Genomic DNA, 18,924 nt, shown 5'->3' with positions numbered 1-18,924 from the left:
TTATGTTTATTATTGAATAAAAAATATAAAAGAGGAAAAGTATATGGCAGGAACATTAGCAACCGATCTTTTATTCGTAGGGCTAACTAGACCACCCATGATATTTGGTGTGAGTATTAAATTTGCAGCATTAAATATGATCATGACTATGATAGTATTTATTTGGAATAACGGCATTATGATTTTATTCATCGCAGCAGGTCTACATTTAATAGCCTATATTATATGCTTTAAAGAGCCACGATTTATAGAGTTGTATATGAATAAAATGTCAAGGACTAGCCAATGTCCTAATAAATTTTATTATGGGGCAAATTCATACGGAATTTGAATTTGATATCATTCCTATTAGGGATTAGCCTATTGTGTGGATTATATGTCATTCCCGCTTAAGGCTTTGCCCGCGTGGATCGATTTTTCCCCTGTCATCCCGTGATTTATTCACGGGATCCAGTTAAAAATACTAATAAAATTAGTATTTTTTATTATTTTCTGGATACCGTGGACAAGCCACGGCATGACTACCTTAGGGTGCTTTTCGATCCAGGCGGGCAAAGCCTTAAGCGGGAATGACATTATAAGAACCAAAAATCAAAATAGTTAAGTTGAGTTACACAATGAAGTTATTTAGAACTAGAGCAGCTAATGAATTAAGAGCTAAACAAGATAGACCTACTTCGCATTTTATCCCTTATAAATGTCATTGGGATAGTAATACCATTTTAACTAAAGATAATTCGCTTCTACAAGTTATTAAAATAAATGGCTTTTCTTTTGAAACAGCCGATGATGAAGATTTAGATATTAAAAAGAATATAAGGAATGCCTTACTTAAAAACATGGCTTCAGGAAATATTGTTGTATATTTCCATACTATCAGAAGACGTAAAGCAGTAATATTTGACGATACTGAATTTACTTATGATCCTACTGTAAAAGTACCAAACGATTTTATTACGTATCTTGGAGCAGAATGGCGTAAAAAACACGCAGGTGCTAGATCGTTTTTTAATGAATTATATGTCAGTATTTTATACAAACCTGATACTGGTGGTGCAGCTATAGTTGAGTATTTTTTAAAGAAGCTTAGACAAAAATCTAATAAAAATGTTTGGGAAAATGACATGAAAGAGATGAAAGAAAATCTCCAAGAAATGTCAAACAGAATAGTTAATACATTTAGAAGTTATGGAGCTAGGATTCTTGGAGTTCGTAAAACTCCTACAGGTAATTATTGTGAAATGTTAGAATTTCTTTCATCTTTAGTTAATTGTGGCGACTCGCCAGGTCCAGTAGCATTGCCACGTAGTACTATAGATGAATATTTACCAACACATCGCTTGTTTTTTGATTCACGTACTATTGAGGCAAGAAGTTCGATTGGAACTAAATATGCTGGAATAATAAGTATTCTTGAATATGGACCTAATACTTCGGCAGGGATTTTTGATGGATTTTTGCAAATGCCTTTTGAGTTCGTAATGACTCAGAGTTTTATATTTGCTAACAGAACTGTAGCAATTGGTAAAATGCAATTACAGCAAAATAGAATGATACAAGCAGGTGATAAAGCTACTTCACAAATTGCTGAAATATCAACAGCACTTGATATGGCAACTAGTGGTGATATTGGCTTTGGAGAACATCATCTATCACTTTTATGTTCTGCAAATAGTATTAAAGCTTTAGAAGATATATTATCAATGGCATCTGTTGAGCTTTCTAACTCAGGAATTCAGCCTGTTAGAGAAAAAATTAATATGGAGCCTAGCTATTGGGGACAGTTGCCGGGAAATATGGAGTATATAGTTCGTACATCCACCATAAATACCCTTAATATGGCTAGTTTTGCCTCTCAACATAACTACCCTATTGGAAAGGTGAGAGATAACCATTGGGGCGAATATGTCACAGTGCTAGATACAACTTCAGGTACTCCGTTCTATTTTAATTTCCATGTAAGAGATGTTGGGCATACTTTAATCATAGGTCCGACTGGTGCCGGTAAAACTGTTCTTATGAATTTCTTATGTGCTGAAGCACAAAAATTCAAACCACGTATGTTCTTTTTTGATAAAGATCGTGGTGCTGAAATATTTATCAGAGCTTTAAACGGTGTTTATACAGTTATAGATCCAGGTTTAAAATGTAACTTTAACCCATTGCAGCTTGAAGATACTAGTGAAAATAGAACGTTTATTCTAGAGTGGTTAAGGGTGCTTGTAACTTCTAATGGTGAGAGTATAACAGCACAAGATAATAAAATATTATCGCAAGCAGTGAGTGGTAATTTTAGACTAGAAAAAAAAGATAGGCGGCTTAGTAATGTAGTAGCGTTTCTTGGAATCGATACACCAGATAGTCTAGCAAGTAGAATTGCGATGTGGGTTGGAAATGGTTCTCACGCTAAAGTATTTGATAATGAAGTAGATGATATTGATTTGCAAAAAGCTAGAGTGTTTGGCTTTGATATGACTGAATTACTTAAAGACCCAATAAGCCTTGCTCCGGTATTGTTGTATATTTTCCATCGCATAAATATTTCTTTGGATGGGCAAAAAACTATGATAGTACTTGATGAGGCTTGGGCTTTAATCGATAATCCAGTATTTGCTCCTAAAATCAAAGATTGGTTAAAAGTGTTGAGAAAACTAAATGCTTTTGTTATATTTGCTACTCAAAGCGTAGAAGATGCAGCAAAAAGTAGAATTAGTAATACGTTAATTCAGCAGACGGCTACGCAAATTTTCCTACCTAACCTTAAAGCTACCGATATTTATCGTAGTGCTTTTATGTTAAGTCAGAGAGAATATATTTTGATTAAAACTACCGACCCTACGACGCGTTACTTTTTGGTAAAACAAGGAGTAGACGCAGTAGTTGCTAAAGTGAATTTAGACGGTATGAATAATATAATTAGTGTTTTATCGGGTAGAGTGGAAACTGTTATACTACTCGATCAAATTAGGGAAAAATACGGGAATGATCCGGAAAAATGGTTGCCTATATTCTATGAAGCAGTTAAGACATTGTAGATTTAATGGATTATGGTTACTGGTTGTTGTAAGCCTAAAAAATCGTCTGAGCTACGCGACTGCAAGGAGCGTGGTAATCCAAAAAAATAATAAAAAATGCTATAAGTTAGCATTTTTTACTGCATTGCTTCGTCAAAATTTTCAATTTTTCCTCGCAATGACGTTTATCACACACGAGGCAAGTAGCTAGTCATGAAATTATTTCCTCGTACTTTACTTAAAATTTTAGTAGTCAGTTTTATCCTCAATTTTGGGGTTACAAGCAAGTCATATGCCGATGATACCCTTGATACTATTGTTAATACACTACAGAATTTAACTTGTGAAACACAAGGAGTCGGTGACTTATTACGTACCGAATTTTCTCAAACTTGCATTGTCGCTCCCTTTTTTACTTTTGCTATAATGAATCTTGTATCTCCTGTTTTATACATGAATACATTCTTAAAGCTTAGAATAAATGACAATGAATTATTTGGTACAAAATTTCCGGGAGGGCAATGTACGCGTGAAAACAGAGCTGACCCTGACCCTAAAAAACTTGAATTAACTTTTGGTTTATGTAGTAATGCAAAACTTACAGTAGTTAGAGCAAAAGCAGTTGCAGAATCAGCACTTGCTATTGCTAAAGCTGTATTAACCGGTACTGATCCATGGGATGATATAAAGGAAGCTTGGAAAAATAAGAAAGAAGATTATTATAATATATATACCCAAAAGCCTGAAGATAGCGGTACAATGTGGGATATGGGGGTGCCGATTTTTTGGAAAGTTGTTCAAGATAATGATCGTATATGTGTCGGAACATATGGTTTTACAGGTATAGTACCGGTGGGATGTAAATATATAAAAGAGCCATTTCCAAAATCTATGTATAATAGCTTTATGGATGTAAACGATACAGATTTTATTGACGATCCTAATAATAAAGCTGTTGATCCTTTAGCATTGGTTTCTTGTAGTGCAGCAGGTGGGGGGTGCTATCAAAAAGCTTATAACGCTTCAAGAACTGCAGTAGTTATGACTTCTCCGCTCATAGAATGCATAAGACAAATGATTGCAAGGCTATTAATCAGTCAAGATGTATGTAGCTTTGATGATGTAAACTCAGTAGTTAATTCAGCTTCAAGGCAGACTAGTGCTTTATTCCAGTTTCAAGTAGGAATGTATAGAATAGTTACGGCTTTCTTAACTTTATATGTTATGCTTTTTGGTGCTAAAATACTTCTTGCAGGTCAAGTTCCTCCAAAAAATGAGTATATAAACTTTATATTAAAAATAATATTTGTAACTTATTTTTCAATAGGATTGAACATAACGCCAGGTAGTACTTCCCCTTATGACCGTATGGATGGGATGATTCAATGGGCATTTCCTTTCTTGCTTAATGGTATAAACGGATTAGCAAGTTGGGTTATGAATGCTGCACCATCTGGGTTATGCAAATTTAATGGTCCGGATATTTCATATGACAATAGTGTTGCATATATTGCCTTATGGGATGCTTTAGATTGTCGGGTAGCCCATTATTTGGGGCTAGATATGTTATCTACACTATTAGTTGAGAATACTTATAGAAGCCATAATTTTGCAAATTTTGACTTTTTTAGCTTTAGTGCTCCTCCATATATCTACCTACTAATACCCGCTATAATATCTGGTAATATGATGCTAGTATCTCTAGCTCTTGCCTATCCGTTGCTTGTGATCTCAGTGGCTGCCTTTATGGTTAATGCCACTGTTATGTGCATGGTATCTATAGTAATACTTGGTATTTTAGCACCTCTTTTCGTACCGATGTTTTTATTTGATTATACACGAAATTATTTTGATAGCTGGGTTAAGCTAATGATTTCGTTTTTACTTCAGCCTATGGTAGTAGTTACTTTTATGATTACTATGTTTGCGGTTTATGATTTTGGTTTTTACGGAAAATGCCAATATGAAAGTAAATTGATTCATAATAGTGTAGAGGGTGCCTTACAGGGACAAACTTTTAAAAGGGATGTTTTAGTATTTTTTGTTGATAATGATTGGACAAAATATAGTAAAGAAGATGCAGAAAGTTGTCAAAATAGCTTAGGCTATATGTTAAATAATCCGATTTCAACAGCTTTTAACTTTGCCAAAGACAGTGTAGAACAAATAGTTAGTAGTAAACCAAACCAGACTTGCGATCCAAAGGCAGCCGATGCAGATACTAAATGTAATCCAAAACCTGGAGATAGTAGTACAAGTAGTTTCCTCTCTAAATTCCAGTTTTTATCAGGAGTAATTTTAGGTCCGGGAATGTTCTTTGTTTCTCCTAAATTACTTTTTGAGAAGATTAAAGATATTTTACTTGCTCTAGTTACAGCCTGTTTTACCTTATATTTAATGTATAATTTTAGCAGCCAGCTAGCTAATTTTGCAGCAGATATGACGGAAGGGGTAGCTCTTAGCAGCGTTGCCATAAAACCGCAAGCGATATTTAAAGCCGCAATGGCAGGGCTTGCTGCTGCAGGTGCTGCAACCAAAGGTCTTGACCAATTCGCTACCAAAGGTGGCGGCGGTGGTGATTTACTCAGCACTAAAGGTGGAAGAGCCGGTGATTTAGTAAAAGGTAGCGGTGGTGGTGGTGGTAGTGAAGGAGGTGATTCTTTCACATCAGGTGGTCTTAGAGAACCGTCTAGTACGGCTGCAACTCCATCTTCTGCACTAAGTTCTGTTGGTAAAAGTGTAGGCGGCACAGCAACACCAAGTAGTGCTTCTGAAGAAATGCTTGATACTAGCTTTAGCAATAGAAAACCTATAGAAGCACCTGTGTCTCAACCAACGACAGTTTCAACGCAAATTGATACTGCTATTAAAACTGAGCCACCGAAAGTAAGTGCAGCAGAAGTTGTAAGAAGTACTGCAGAAGATAAGCTTGAAGATTTATCAAGTAAGCTTAATGTTACAAAAGAAATTAAAGAAGCTGTGCCTGAATCTCAGAAAGAAGAACAAAAAGAGCCAAGAGTAAAACATACTACTGAGGTGGAACCGGAACTTAATTTAGACGAAAACCTTGGAGTTACACGTACTATCAGAGGGCTTGATAAGGACAGAAAATTTACCGAACAAGAAAGTCACGAATTAAAGATAGGTGAGGCAGGATACGTAAAGCAAGAGATGAGAAATGCTCAAATTCGTGATAGAAGAGCAGCATTTGAGAAAGAAACGGAAGAATTATATCGTAGTGGGGGTGGTAGAGCAAAAGATAAAGCAACCGAGCGAAATGATGGAACGATTGAAAATAGAAGCAAGAAAATAGATAGCGGTTCCGATGAAAATCCATAATATTATAAAAATTATTATTGTCGTTTGTTTGGAAGGTTTTGCTTTAACTAGTTTTGCCGGCTTTGGAGATTCTTGTGCCTCGTTGCCAACTACTACAGATGGGTATTTAGAATCTGATACGGCATATGGTTACATAATTCGTAGTATTGATATGAAAGCACCCGGAGGGAATTGTGATGCAAACAAGCCGGGTATAACTTTTTGCTTTAAGAATAAAGATGGTAGTAGTGACCCTTGTACTATGTATACTTTAAATCAAGGTGATTCTAAAAAAATTAGCGATTTAAGCAAGGATAATAATCCTGATCTTGGTGCAAATCCTATATTAAAAAATATAGTCTTAACAGTGCAAACATGGCAAAATGATATATGTTTGCTTATGCCAACGTCAAGAGGACCAATGCCGGTGGCATGTAAAGCATTAAGTAATACTCCTGCTCCTCCCACTGTTGATCCTGGCTGTAATAATATAGGGCAAAGTTGCTATACTGGAGCAAATTATAGTCAATCATTAATTAACTTTTCCGGTCTTGCTGTCCAGTGTTTAAAAGAAACTCTTGATAAAATATTTTTTGTAGGAAATAGTTGCGGTTCACAAAGTCAAAGTTCTGAAATAACTAATCTTACTGCTTTCCCTACCTTTCAAGGATATTTAAAAAATGCTATTGGTGCTGCTCTGATTCTGTACGTAATGTTTTTTGCATTTAATATGGTGCTTAATAAAGAATATGGCAACCCAGATAAAATAGCCCTTTTTATAATAAAACTTTTATTTGTTACTTATTTTTCTATAGGGCTTGGTCCTCTGAATTTTAATAGCAGTCAGCCAACTCAAGAGAATGGTATGTTAAAATACGGGTTACCTCTCTTAACAGGAATAGCACCGGAATTTGCACAAATTATTTTTAATGCTGCGGGTTCAAAAGGATTATGCGTATTTGATACTTCAAAATACCAAAGTGGGTATCAATTTTATGCTTTATGGGATTCTATAGATTGCCGTATAGGTTATTATCTTGGTTTAGATTTGCTTTATAATATAGATAAAAATGGCATATTGAGCAGTTTTGCAAGAGGTGATGGTGGTAATAGTAGCGGCAGTATACCTATACCAAATCTCGGAACTCCTGATAAAAACAGTCCAAATGCTTTAACTTCAGTAGGGTCTTTAAGGTTTTTTACTGTTATGTTTGGTTTCTTTATGGCAGGAAACGTCATTATTCTTATAAGTGGTTTAGTATTTGCGGTAATATTCCTTTCTATACTTTTATATTTTATCACACATTATTTAGTTTGTATGATTACTATTTATGTGATGACATATGTTTCGCCAATATTTATTCCTATGATGTTATTTAATCGTACAAAGGGTTATTTCGATGGATGGTTGAAAGTATCATTGTCATGTGCATTACAACCAGCTGTAGTAGCAGGCTTTATAGCTTTATTAATTACCATGTATGATTCAGCGATATTTAAAAATTGTGAGTTCTTAAGGTATGATTACGAAAAAAATAATGTAAAATTTAGTACTTTTGAACTAAGGTTGCCAGCTAGTAGTGCAGAGGTGTGTCAAGAAAGCTTTGGATATAAAATGCTAAATTATTATGCTGGTAAAGGTTGGGAAGAACATTTAGTCATACTTTTCCCTATAAAATCAATTGCTAAAGATGTTGTGTCCATTCTTGCTGAGCTGTTGTGCGTTTTGGTATTTTCGGTAATTTTCTATTATTTCTCTAAATCGATAAGTCAATTTGCTGCTGATTTAACTAATGGTCCAAAAATGGATGCGGTAACAGCAAGCCCAACTAAAATTGTTGATTTAGTAAAACAAGGAGCAGCTTTTATTAAGGATGCCGCACAAGCAACGCAAGGTAAACCTCCGGGTGGTGGTGATATGCCAGGCGATGGAGGAAGTAAACGGTCAGAAGGACAAAAAGGTGATGATTCATTTATCTCAAGCGGAGGAAATAGCAGCGGAGATTCACTATCATCGAGTGGAGGTAAATAAGGTAATATGCAAAGTAGCTTAATAAAAATTTTAGGTGTGCTTGCTATAGTAGCAACCCTTGTTTGCTTCGTTTTTGCAGCCCTTGGAATGATAGGAGCAGTAAGCGTTGGTAATGGTTGTTATATGAGGTATGCTCCAGGTGGTAAAGGAGGGTCAGATTCTATAACTAGTACAATTACTCTTAACGCTAATGCTAATTATGTTAATACCTCTACAATGTTACCAGATGGTACTATGCAGCTTACTCCTGATCCTGCTCATTATGGTGAGTGGTTAAATACCCAAGTAGAAGTAAAAGATAAGCAAGCAGTATCATTACAAGTAGTTGGTCAGATTAGTTTATGTCTTGCTTATGTGCCGAAAGATAATTTGCAATTTACTGAAAGTACAAGACCAGGTAAGTCTAATTTAGACGATAATGGCAAGATGATTCCTATTCCTCGTGTTACAGATGTTAATAAACCGCCGCTTTCCTTGATAATGGATGCAAAAAATAATGAGTGGCGTAATATTACTGAAATGTATGCTAATGATAGAATATTAGTTTCGGTGACGCCTAATTATTCTCCTGGGGCAGGTGGGACAGTAGGGGTTACGGATGCTTTTAAAGGCACTAATGTTACGGCTGATTGCTCAGAAAATAAAACTACCTATAGCCCAATTTGTGGAAGATACTCTATTTACTCAGGACCATATGTAAATGCTTGTGAATTAAAGCAAAATTATTGGCAAGGTAATAAAAAGCAAAAATGTCCAAATGGTTGCGTTTGGGGAACGATAGATTGGTGTTACACGGCCCCCTCAGCTTGGTGTACTTATTATTATGTATGCGATTCCTTACCGGCTTGGATAAATAATTATGGAACAATGCCGGAACCTTATAAGGATGATGGCACTTTTACTTTTAGTTGGGCAAGTAATTCTGGGGGTATATTTATTGATTATGCTAATCTTCAATGTTCTAATAATGTTAATATTCCGCCAAACGGCAAATGTCCTGATAGTGTAGATGATCGTAGTCCTAAAGATAAAGATTATATAGGCGGAGCTGGGTGTACTTCAGGTGTATGTAATGGAGGGGAATTTCAATCACAACGAAGATTTTGGTATACGTCAGATGGTAATGGTGGTAAGGGTCCAACAGGCTTAATATGGCAAATAAGTAATACAAGTAACGTAGATTCAACCCTACCTTCCACCTTACAATTTGCTCAATTTGTAACAGCTTCAGATCAGCCTACCGAATATGGTAATAAATATAAAGTAATATATAATATACCATTTAATAGTAATACTGATAAAGGCTATTTACAGTATAGGCTCTGGTGTCCTACTTCTCAGGATGCAAGTAAAAATACTGGTGGTTATGTTATGAACATCAAACAAACTAAATGCTATAGAGAAAATGGCAATAGTTTAACTGATGTTTTTAATAATCGTGGTCAGGTACAATATTTAGTAGTACCAAGTGCAGAAAATCCAAATACTAGCGGTAAGAATTATTCGCCTGAAGCTGCTATAGTAGATAGTAAGGGTAAAGCTAATTTTAATGCAGCTGGTGAAGGGTATATATGGATGAGAGTTCTAAACGATCAGAATGATTATAAAGATAGTGAGGGTAGTTATAAAGTACATTTTTCAACTTCTCAGTCAGTAGGAAGCTTTACTATTAAAGTAATGAATCCTCTACTTCAGTTATTTAAAGGTAAAGTTAAAGGGGCTGCTGAGTCTATTTTCCGAAATATAGTATGTTATGGAGGGGATACGTCTTCTTGTACTAACTTTTTTAATTATATTAAAGCACTTCTAATTCTTTATGTTATGGTTTACGGGGCAATGTTTTTACTGGGCTTTGCAAAAATAAACCAAAAAGATTTAGTAGTTAGAATAGTAAAAATAGGTATTGTTAGTGGACTTATGAATGGCAATACGTTTGAGTTTTTTAATAATTATCTATTTGACACTATTGCTAACTTTTCCGATGAAATTATTTCTAATATGAGCGGATATAGCTTATTTACTTCCACTAATGCGGTTTCAAATCCTTTCATGTTTTTAGATGCCGTAATGAGTAGAATATTGTTTAGCCAAACATTTATGGCACAATTACTTGCATTATTATCTTTAGGTCTTAGCGGTATTATATATTTTATAATTGCTGTTATTGCAGTAATGATTGTAATTATAACGGCATTTAGAGCAGCTGCCGTTTATATTATGGCATTTATGGCAACTTGTATACTAATTGGTATAGCACCTATATTTATTAGCTTCTTATTATTTGATTTTACTAGGTATTTATTTGATAATTGGGTTAGATTCACAATTAGATATATGATTGAGCCGGTTGTTTTAATGGCTGGTATTATCGTGCTGACTCAATTATTTACGATATATTTAGATTTTGTTTTAGGTTATAGCGTTTGTTGGAAATGTGCACTACCTATAAAAATTCCATTTATCGGTACTATTTTACCGGTTGCATTACTTAATGTACCAATCTTTTGTATAAACTGGTTTGCACCTTGGGGCATGGATTATATGTCGGGTATGATGGGTGTGAATATGCAAAATATAGTTGCATTAGTTATTATAGCTTATGGTATGTATGGTTATGTTGAGTTTTCCGGTAATATGGTAGCAAGACTGACAAGTGCGGCTGGTCCTTCAGCTACTAGTATGGGTGGAGCAATGTCAGGTGCTGCAGAGCAGGGAGCATTGAGCCAAGTAGGTATGGATGAAAAAACAAGAAAAGGTATTACTGGTAGAGCAAAAGAACGATTAAAGCAACGTAATGAAACTTTAAAGCAAGCTGAGAAAACTAGAAAAAATGCACCAAAAGAAGAGCCGCCTAAAGCGGAAATACCAAAATAAAAAATTATGAAAATTATTAAAAGTTTAATTTTATTAGTTTTATTTATGGCGTCGCCTGCCAAAGGTGATGACTTTACTTGGATGTCAAGTGGGCTTAGCGGTCTTAAAAGCATTTTTGGTTGTTTAGAAGTACCTACATTTACAAGTTTCCAAGAGGGTAAAATAGGTATTAGTTTATCGACTGCTGGAGATTGGCAATCAACTGGTAGTGTAGTTGACAAAGGTAAGCTGCTTAAGATTAAATGGTCTACTGCAGGTCTTACCCCAGAGCCTCGAAAATATCTAGTATTATATAGAATTGACCCAAGGTTTAGTGTTCCGCAAGTCTTTATAAAAACTTATAATTACAAAAACTCACAGTTTGAAGTTGCAGGATTCCCAGGTTTTAGTACAGCAAATGATGGTGTTATACCTCCTGATAAAAACCTTGATGCATTATCATTTACTAAGATGAATAATTATGTTAACTACTTTAATTATGCTAATGGTAATCCAAAAATTCAGGTTAATGTTGGTGATATAGTAAATATTAGTCTAGCTGATAAAGATGATTTTTTTAATCCAAGTACATCAAAAACTCCAAGCACCTTAAATAATATACTAGCTAAAGAACTCGATAGTTCTGTATTTGCCGCTTCTGCTCTTTACACTGAAAGCAATCTTGGTAATTTTGAAAATAGGATAGTTTACTCAAGTGCAGAGCAAGTTTGTAATATTATAGATGCCCAAAGAGCAACTTTATGTACTGGTACAGGTTCGGCTACAAAATATACTAATGTTAGTAATGGTGCATTAGTTGGTAAGCCAATGGCTGTAACTACACTACAAAATTTTATGAGCATGATTAACTCTTGCCCTGCTAATTCTAATTTAAATGCTAACCCTTCTTGTTATTATGATCAAGGTAGAGGAATGGTTATTAAAATAGGTGGACAAGTTATTAAAAATCGTGATCAAAGTTTTGTTAATAATGATAATACACAGAATGGTTTTATGTATTATCAAGCAACTAGCGGTGGTGCTATGGATTTTAGTAGCGATTGGCAGCCTACCGGTATGTTTAATAATTCTTTTTCAATGAGTGATTGGAGTAGAAATTTTTCTAATTATACTGATTTTGCAACTTATATAACTAATGGTAATTGGGCAACTAATTTTTTATATTTTGGTCGTTATGCAATGATTGTTGAGATAGGTAACGGTACAAACACCATCAGCCCAGGTGATCAACAAAATATAACTTTAGAGTATTTAATAACAGCTGATGGTACATTACCTAGTTCATCTACTCCCGGCACTACAGTCGGTTATGATTTTTCAGGTGATGCACCACAAGATGGATATTTATGGTTAAGAGTAAAAAATCCTAATAGTAATATACAGGGAACAATTAGTGTAGATTATGCTAATTATACTGGTACAACTTGGTTTTCAAATATAGTTTATAATGGGGCAATTAAACCTATTACAGATCAATTTAGAACTTATAGCGAGGATTTTTATTTTAAGTTAGTTGCAAATTCTGCAATACAAAATATAGCTAAAACCGCATTAACGCTTTACGTTACTATATTTGGTTTAATGTTTGTTTTGGGGGCTTTGAAATTAACTGCTGTAGAAGTAGTAACTCGTATATTTAAAATAACTATAGTAGCTATTTTACTTAGACCTGAAAGCTGGAGTTTCTTTAATAACAATTTCTTTAGTGCATTTATTAATGGTATAGATTTCTTTGCAACGAATGTTGTAGGTGCTACAAGCTCTAAATCTAATATTTTTGGTTTTATTGATCCTATATTTGATAAATATACTAATGGTAGGATTTGGGGATTACTGTTTATTCAGCTATTGCAAATACATAATGGTTTAGCATTTATTGCTATTATAACCATTTACTCACTTATTACTTATTTTAGAGCAGTACTTGAAGTAATTATAGGTTATGTTATAGCCTTTATAGGCTTGACAGTTATGATTTCATTAGCACCATTTTTTATAATATTAATGTTGTTTGAAAAAACAAAAACTATGTTTGATAGTTGGATATCAATTCTATTTAGCTATGTAGTGCAGCCAACGATATTATTGGTTTTCTTTTTATTAATAGATCAAATTTTATCAGAACAGCTATTAAAAGTAATTGTTAGAGCTTGCTGGGATACGCTCATACCGATTAAAATAGGGCTTGATTTGTCAAACCTTGGTATTCCGTTAAATTTTTCTTTTACTTTACCGTTTTTACCAGGAATACCTTTTTTTGTTCCACAAGTTCCAGATATTACTAGTTCTAATATTTTAACAAATGACACTAATACATTTTTAGTATTGTTCACTACAGCTTTATTATTTTATTCATATTGTCTAATGTCATATGGTTTAGTAAGTTTTGTAACTATAGTTGTTGGTATGTTAACGCAGGTTACTCCTGCACGAATAGAAGGTAATTATCAAGCTCCTTCTAATCCTACAGAATCTATTATGAAAGATATAGGTTCAGTAGCAGCCCCAATTAAGAAAGCTGCCCTTGCTCCAGCACGGGTTTTTAAAGATAAGGTAATTGATCAGAATTATGAAGCTAGAAAGCCGCAAGGTGGTGGGGAGCATACAGGTAAGTTTTTTCAAAATCGTAATGATGCGAAACCTGAGCAGACGGAAAGGAACGATTAGTGTCATTGCAAGGAGCCGTAGGCGACGTGGCAATCTTATGAAATATTTAAGAATCCTAAGATTGCTTCGTCAAAACTTGTAGTTTCTCCTCGCAATGATGTTGAAATTTAAAATAATAAAATTTTTATGGATTCCGTGGACAAGCCACGGAATGACAAATCGATTTAAAATGAACAGAAATATTTTTATTACATTATTAATATCGTTATTAGCACTGTCGGGGTGTACTGGGGATACTTGTATCGATCCGGATGATTTCGGTTTTATAAAATTTAATATTTCTTCTAGATATGATCCATCTGAAGTTACTTCAAGACAAGAGGGGGACCAGGTAGCACCATGGCGGGATAGTGCTTATAAAGTAAATGGTTATCCTTTAACAATTATGGTAAGACCTTGGGATTATATGTCTGGGGACAAGAATACTTCAGGGATGTTATCAGCATGGTGTCCATGGTATGGGCAGCAGAATAATTTTACTACCTTAGCTGAGTTTTGTGTTAGACTGCGACCATGTCAATTTACTGACGGTAAGATGTGTCCAACTCCTACGCCAAGAGATGCACCTATTAATAATGCTCCTTGTATACTTACAAACGGGGTAGGGCTTTATTTTTTAATTGCTGATAAAGGTTCTAATCCTAATATGTCGCCAGATTCACAGCGTAGCCCGAAAGGCATAACGCAGCATTTAGGTGAACCAGTTACAAGCCAAGGTTATGAATTTTATAGTATTAGCAGTACTGGAAAGTTTTTACAAGCCGGTGGTATAAATTACCAATATGGTTGTACTAGCTTACCTTGCGATCAAGCTTCAAATTATGCTCAATCTCCTCTATATTTTAAAATTTTAGACAAATTTTATGATGATAATAGTGGACAATATAGGGTAGTAATAAAATCCGGAGTCAGCGATACAAGACCTGATCCCCTACAATTTTTAACAAATTTAATAAAGAATGAGTTATTTGGTACTAGCGATAAAGATCCTGGAATTGTAAGACAAACTTATCAGCAAATAATTGAAACACCTGGCTATAGATTAAGTGTTTCGGCTCTTTTAACTCTTTATATAATGTTTACTGGATTTTCCTTTTTAATAGGAAACATAAACATGACTCATGTTGAGCTGGTAGTTAGAATACTAAAAGTCAGTGTAGTTTCAATATTATTAAGTACAAGTAAAGCTTGGACATTTTTCCATGATTATTTATTTGTATTTTTTGTTGAAGGGCTAGCACAGATATTACAGATAGTACAAGATGCTTCAACAGGTCAAAGTTTACTAAATCTTCTTATTTCCCCGCAAACTTTATCTAAGCTATTTTCTTTATTATTTGTAGACCCACTTGGGTTTATTTATATCATATTATATTTAATAGCTCTGTATTTTATTTTCTTACTTATATTCAAAGCTACAATTATTTATCTTACGGCACTAATAACTATTGGTATGATTATAACAATGGCACCGATATTTATTTGTTTCATGTTATTTAATATAACTAGATCATTATTTGAAAATTGGTTAAGGCAATTAATATCATATGCTATACAACCTATAATTTTATTTGTCGGTATTGCTTTTATCGGAATGATTATTAAAACGGAAATACAATCGACATTAGGTTTTGCTGTCTGTAAGAAAGATTTTCCCGATTTAGGACCTATAAATCAAATTTTTGGTAGTTTTACAGAAGATTTAGATTCAAGTATTGGTAATTCGATATTTTATTGGTGGTTTCCGGTACCAATGAAAGGAGGAATTAAGAATTTCACTCAAGCAGATATATTAGTTCCTGAAGATTATACCAAAAATGATGGTACTAAGTGTTTGGCATATCAATGTATAGATAAACGTTATATTCAATTACCGTTTTTAGACTTAGTTAAAGATGCAAATAGAATTAGTAATTTTATAAATGGTAAATTCGTCCAGCTTGATGGCTTGTTATTGATATTTGTTTCTATTTATTTGCTTAGTAAATTTAATGATACTACTATATCGACGGCTAGTTTTATTGCGGGTACTTCGGGTAATTTAACATCGATACAGGCTGTTAACCAGCAATCTTACGATTCTATCATGAAGCAGGTCAATAGACCGATAAATTATGCAACAGGAGTTATTAGTAAGCCGATAAACCGAATGCAAGAGCAAACGAGTATGTTTTTTGCTGAAAAATATCAAGGGCTTATGATGGGTAGGCTTGAAAATAAAGCCCTCAGTTCTTCAGCTAACAAAGCGGTGCAAAATGAAGTTAAAAGAAATTATGGTATAGACTATAAAGACGTTAATATGCAAGCTGGAGCAGATTATAAAAACGGCATTTCTAAATTGCTAGATAATAAAGCGTTTTTACCGAAAGGTGGTGATTTGGATGTGAAAAAACTAGCAACTATGAATTTTGCACGGCTTCGAGATGAATTTGCCAAAAATAAATATGGTGCAAAAAATTATAGCTCTTTAACTAGTGAACAAAAACTAGAGCTTGATAAATTCATGAAATCCGATTTAGGTGAGAAAGGTAAATCAGCAAAAAGCTTACGTGAGCTTGCAAGTGATGCAAACTTTACTAGAGATTATCAAAGTGCTTATAAATATGCTCATAAAGAAATGTCAGGAAGAGGAGTTGGGCTATTTGGTAAAAATATAGGAGTGCTTAGAAGCTGGCAAGAAATGGAAAATCGCGTAAAAACTAAACGTGAATTAAAAGAACAAAAACGTGTAGCTATAGGTGAGAAAATATATGCCGGCTATACAGGATTAAAAAGAGAAGCTCTTACTGCAATAGTTGGTAAAGATTTACGTGATAAATATGAGGGTAATCTAACTAGTGCCGAGTGGCATGACTTTGACTATAACGATCCACAGCTTAGAACTTATAGCGAAAGTCTAAAAGATAAAGAAAGAGCACGAGAAGTCAAAGAGCTTCAAATGCAGATTAATAAAGAAACGCTTGCTGTTCAAGAAGATATATTATCGCCTGAATATTTAGCAAGATTAAAAAGACCAAGTGATGTAGAATATTATCAGGAATTAGGTCAAAGAAGGCTTATTCATGAAGTGCGTGATAGATTATCTGAAGGAAGTGATCCAGTGATAATGGGTGATAGATTTATGCAAGAAAAAGCTACCGATGATCAAATGCGGACTATGATAGATAATGCTCATCAAAAACATGCAGAATTTATAGATCAAGATCGATATACTCGTCGTCAAGAGCATTACGATATTATGCATGAAAAAGCTCAAGAAAATATCGACAGAACTTATAAAGAGATTAAAGATCATTTCAAAAGAGAGGATATTAAGCTTGAGGAAATGCCAGCTTTAATAGCACAATATGAAAGAGAGAAACCAATAGAATCTTTTGATAGTAAGACAGAGCCTTCTCTAGATAAAAGGATTGAAGAAGCAGTTAGTAACTTTAATATCAACGCTAAAAATTATGAATATAGTGCATCGGTGCTTAATAATATAGAAGAAAGAAAGCAGGCTATTACTGATGAAGTAAATGCTCAAATTGATCGAATTAATAAATATAGAGAAAATGCTAAAATGCCGAAATACCAGAAACCGGTAGAGAATTCAGGAAGAAAGCTCAGAAAATTAGAAGACCATTTGAGAAATATGAAGTAAAAAACCGTCACCCCGTGGCGGCATTGCCCGCGTGGATACTAAGTCGTCATTGCGAGCGAATGAAATGAGCGTGGCAATCCAGAAAAAATAATAAAAAATGCTATAAATTAGCATTTTTTTACTGGATTGCTTCGTCAATTACTTCGTAATTTCCTCGCAATGACGGCAAAACTGATCCACACGGGCAATACCATCACTGGCTGACACCGAAAGCGTTTTCGGTTCTTGTCATCCCATAGCTATTACCAATTTCTATGATTTACCAAATATTGAAGTATCAAAGGTATAATTATATTTCTTCTAAGCTCCATCTAGCTTTAGGACAGAAATTTAAAGGCGTAAATAACCCATTATTATAACGCTCAAGCCCAGCATAAGCAATCATCGCAGCATTATCCGTACATAGCGTTGTGGGCGGATAAATAAGCTTATAGCCATGTATTTTGGTACGATTACTTAATATTTCTTGCAAATATTTATTAGCGGCTACTCCGCCGGCTATTACTATATTTCTATTAAAATCATTTGTTATTCGTTCATAAACTTTAATAGCTTCTAGTGTTTTGCTGCTTAAAATTTCCCCTATTGTAAACTGAAAGCTTGCTGCTATATCGTTAATTATAATATCGTTAATCTCTTGTAAGCTCATTATTAGAGTACGCACTGCCGTTTTAAGCCCTGAGAAAGACATATTACAATTACCGCTATTAATAATCGGTTTTGGGAGTTTATATTTATAAGGATCGCCCAGCTTTGCCCTTTTTTCGATTTTAGGACCACCTGGGAAAGGCAAGTCAAGCATCTTAGCCACTTTATCAAAAGCCTCACCTACTGCATCGTCTATAGTACTACCAAGAATTTTGTATTTTCCAAGCCCAAGTACTGCGACAAATTGACAATGCCCACCGGAAGCTAATAAAAGCAAATATGGATATGGGATATTATCGGTTAATCTTGCAGTTAATGCGTGTCCTTCTAAATGATTTACTGCAATAAAGGGCTTATTTAAAACGCTAGAAAGAGACTTTGCAAACATTGAGCCGACTATAACGCCGCCAATTAAACCAGGTCCTGAAGTTGCTGCTATTGCCGTAATTTCATCTAAGCTAGTATTGCTCTCAAGTAAAGCCTGCTTCATAGCTTTTTCGAGATTAGCTAAATGAGAACGTGCGGCTATTTCCGGCACTACTCCTTTATAGTCCGCATGTTCTGTATTTTGTGATATGACTATATTCGATAAGATTTCCCTATCTTCAGTTATTATAGAAACACTAGTATCATCACAACTTGATTCAATTCCTAAAATTTTTTTCATCTTGGCTTCACTCTTGTCATCCCGTGGCTTGTCCACGGGATCCAGTAAAAAAATTATAAAT

At 34.4% G+C, this 18,924-nt stretch carries 8 protein-coding genes; 7 read left to right on the top strand and 1 reads right to left on the bottom strand.

The features are described from left to right. Nucleotides 1–43 precede the first annotated feature (43 nt). The 7 genes from AAGD54_RS08415 (at nucleotide 44) to AAGD54_RS08385 (ending at nucleotide 17,548) form a co-directional block, all read left to right on the top strand. A complete protein-coding gene (locus tag AAGD54_RS08415) occupies nucleotides 44–331 on the top strand; it encodes a type IV secretion system protein VirB3 (RefSeq protein ID WP_011477926.1) in 288 nt (95 codons plus the stop codon). A 286-nt stretch (nucleotides 332–617) separates the two neighbouring features. After that, a complete protein-coding gene (locus AAGD54_RS08410; protein WP_341794590.1) occupies nucleotides 618–3,035 on the top strand; it encodes a VirB4 family type IV secretion/conjugal transfer ATPase in 2,418 nt (805 codons plus the stop codon). Between the two features lie 192 nt (nucleotides 3,036–3,227). Continuing rightward, on the top strand, nucleotides 3,228–6,353 hold the full coding sequence (locus AAGD54_RS08405; protein WP_341794589.1) for a type IV secretion system protein: 3,126 nt from the start codon (nucleotides 3,228–3,230) through the stop codon (nucleotides 6,351–6,353). Further along, nucleotides 6,340–8,364 (top strand): type IV secretion system protein, encoded by a 2,025-nt coding sequence (locus AAGD54_RS08400; RefSeq protein WP_341794588.1) that lies wholly within the window; start codon nucleotides 6,340–6,342, stop codon nucleotides 8,362–8,364. Before AAGD54_RS08405 ends, AAGD54_RS08400 begins: the two co-directional genes overlap by 14 nt. Nucleotides 8,365–8,370: 6 nt before the next feature. Then, a complete protein-coding gene (locus AAGD54_RS08395; protein ID WP_341794587.1) occupies nucleotides 8,371–11,238 on the top strand; it encodes a type IV secretion system protein in 2,868 nt (955 codons plus the stop codon). 6 nt (nucleotides 11,239–11,244) lie between these two features. After that, complete coding sequence (locus tag AAGD54_RS08390) at nucleotides 11,245–13,905, top strand: type IV secretion system protein (protein ID WP_341794586.1); 2,661 nt, start codon at nucleotides 11,245–11,247, stop codon at nucleotides 13,903–13,905. A gap of 169 nt (nucleotides 13,906–14,074) precedes the next feature. After that, nucleotides 14,075–17,548, top strand: a complete 3,474-nt coding sequence (locus tag AAGD54_RS08385; RefSeq protein WP_341794585.1) for a type IV secretion system protein — start codon at nucleotides 14,075–14,077, stop codon at nucleotides 17,546–17,548. A 289-nt stretch (nucleotides 17,549–17,837) separates the two neighbouring features. On the opposite strand, the gene tsaD is transcribed toward AAGD54_RS08385, so the two are convergent. Next, entirely contained in the window at nucleotides 17,838–18,863 is a 1,026-nt protein-coding gene (gene tsaD, locus AAGD54_RS08380) for a tRNA (adenosine(37)-N6)-threonylcarbamoyltransferase complex transferase subunit TsaD (RefSeq protein WP_341794584.1), read from the bottom strand. Between the last annotated feature and the right edge of the window lie 61 nt (nucleotides 18,864–18,924).

Source organism: Rickettsia endosymbiont of Rhinocyllus conicus (genome assembly GCF_964026465.1).
Classification (GTDB): Bacteria; Pseudomonadota; Alphaproteobacteria; order Rickettsiales; family Rickettsiaceae; genus Rickettsia.
This window is presented reverse-complemented; position numbering and strand designations above follow the sequence as displayed.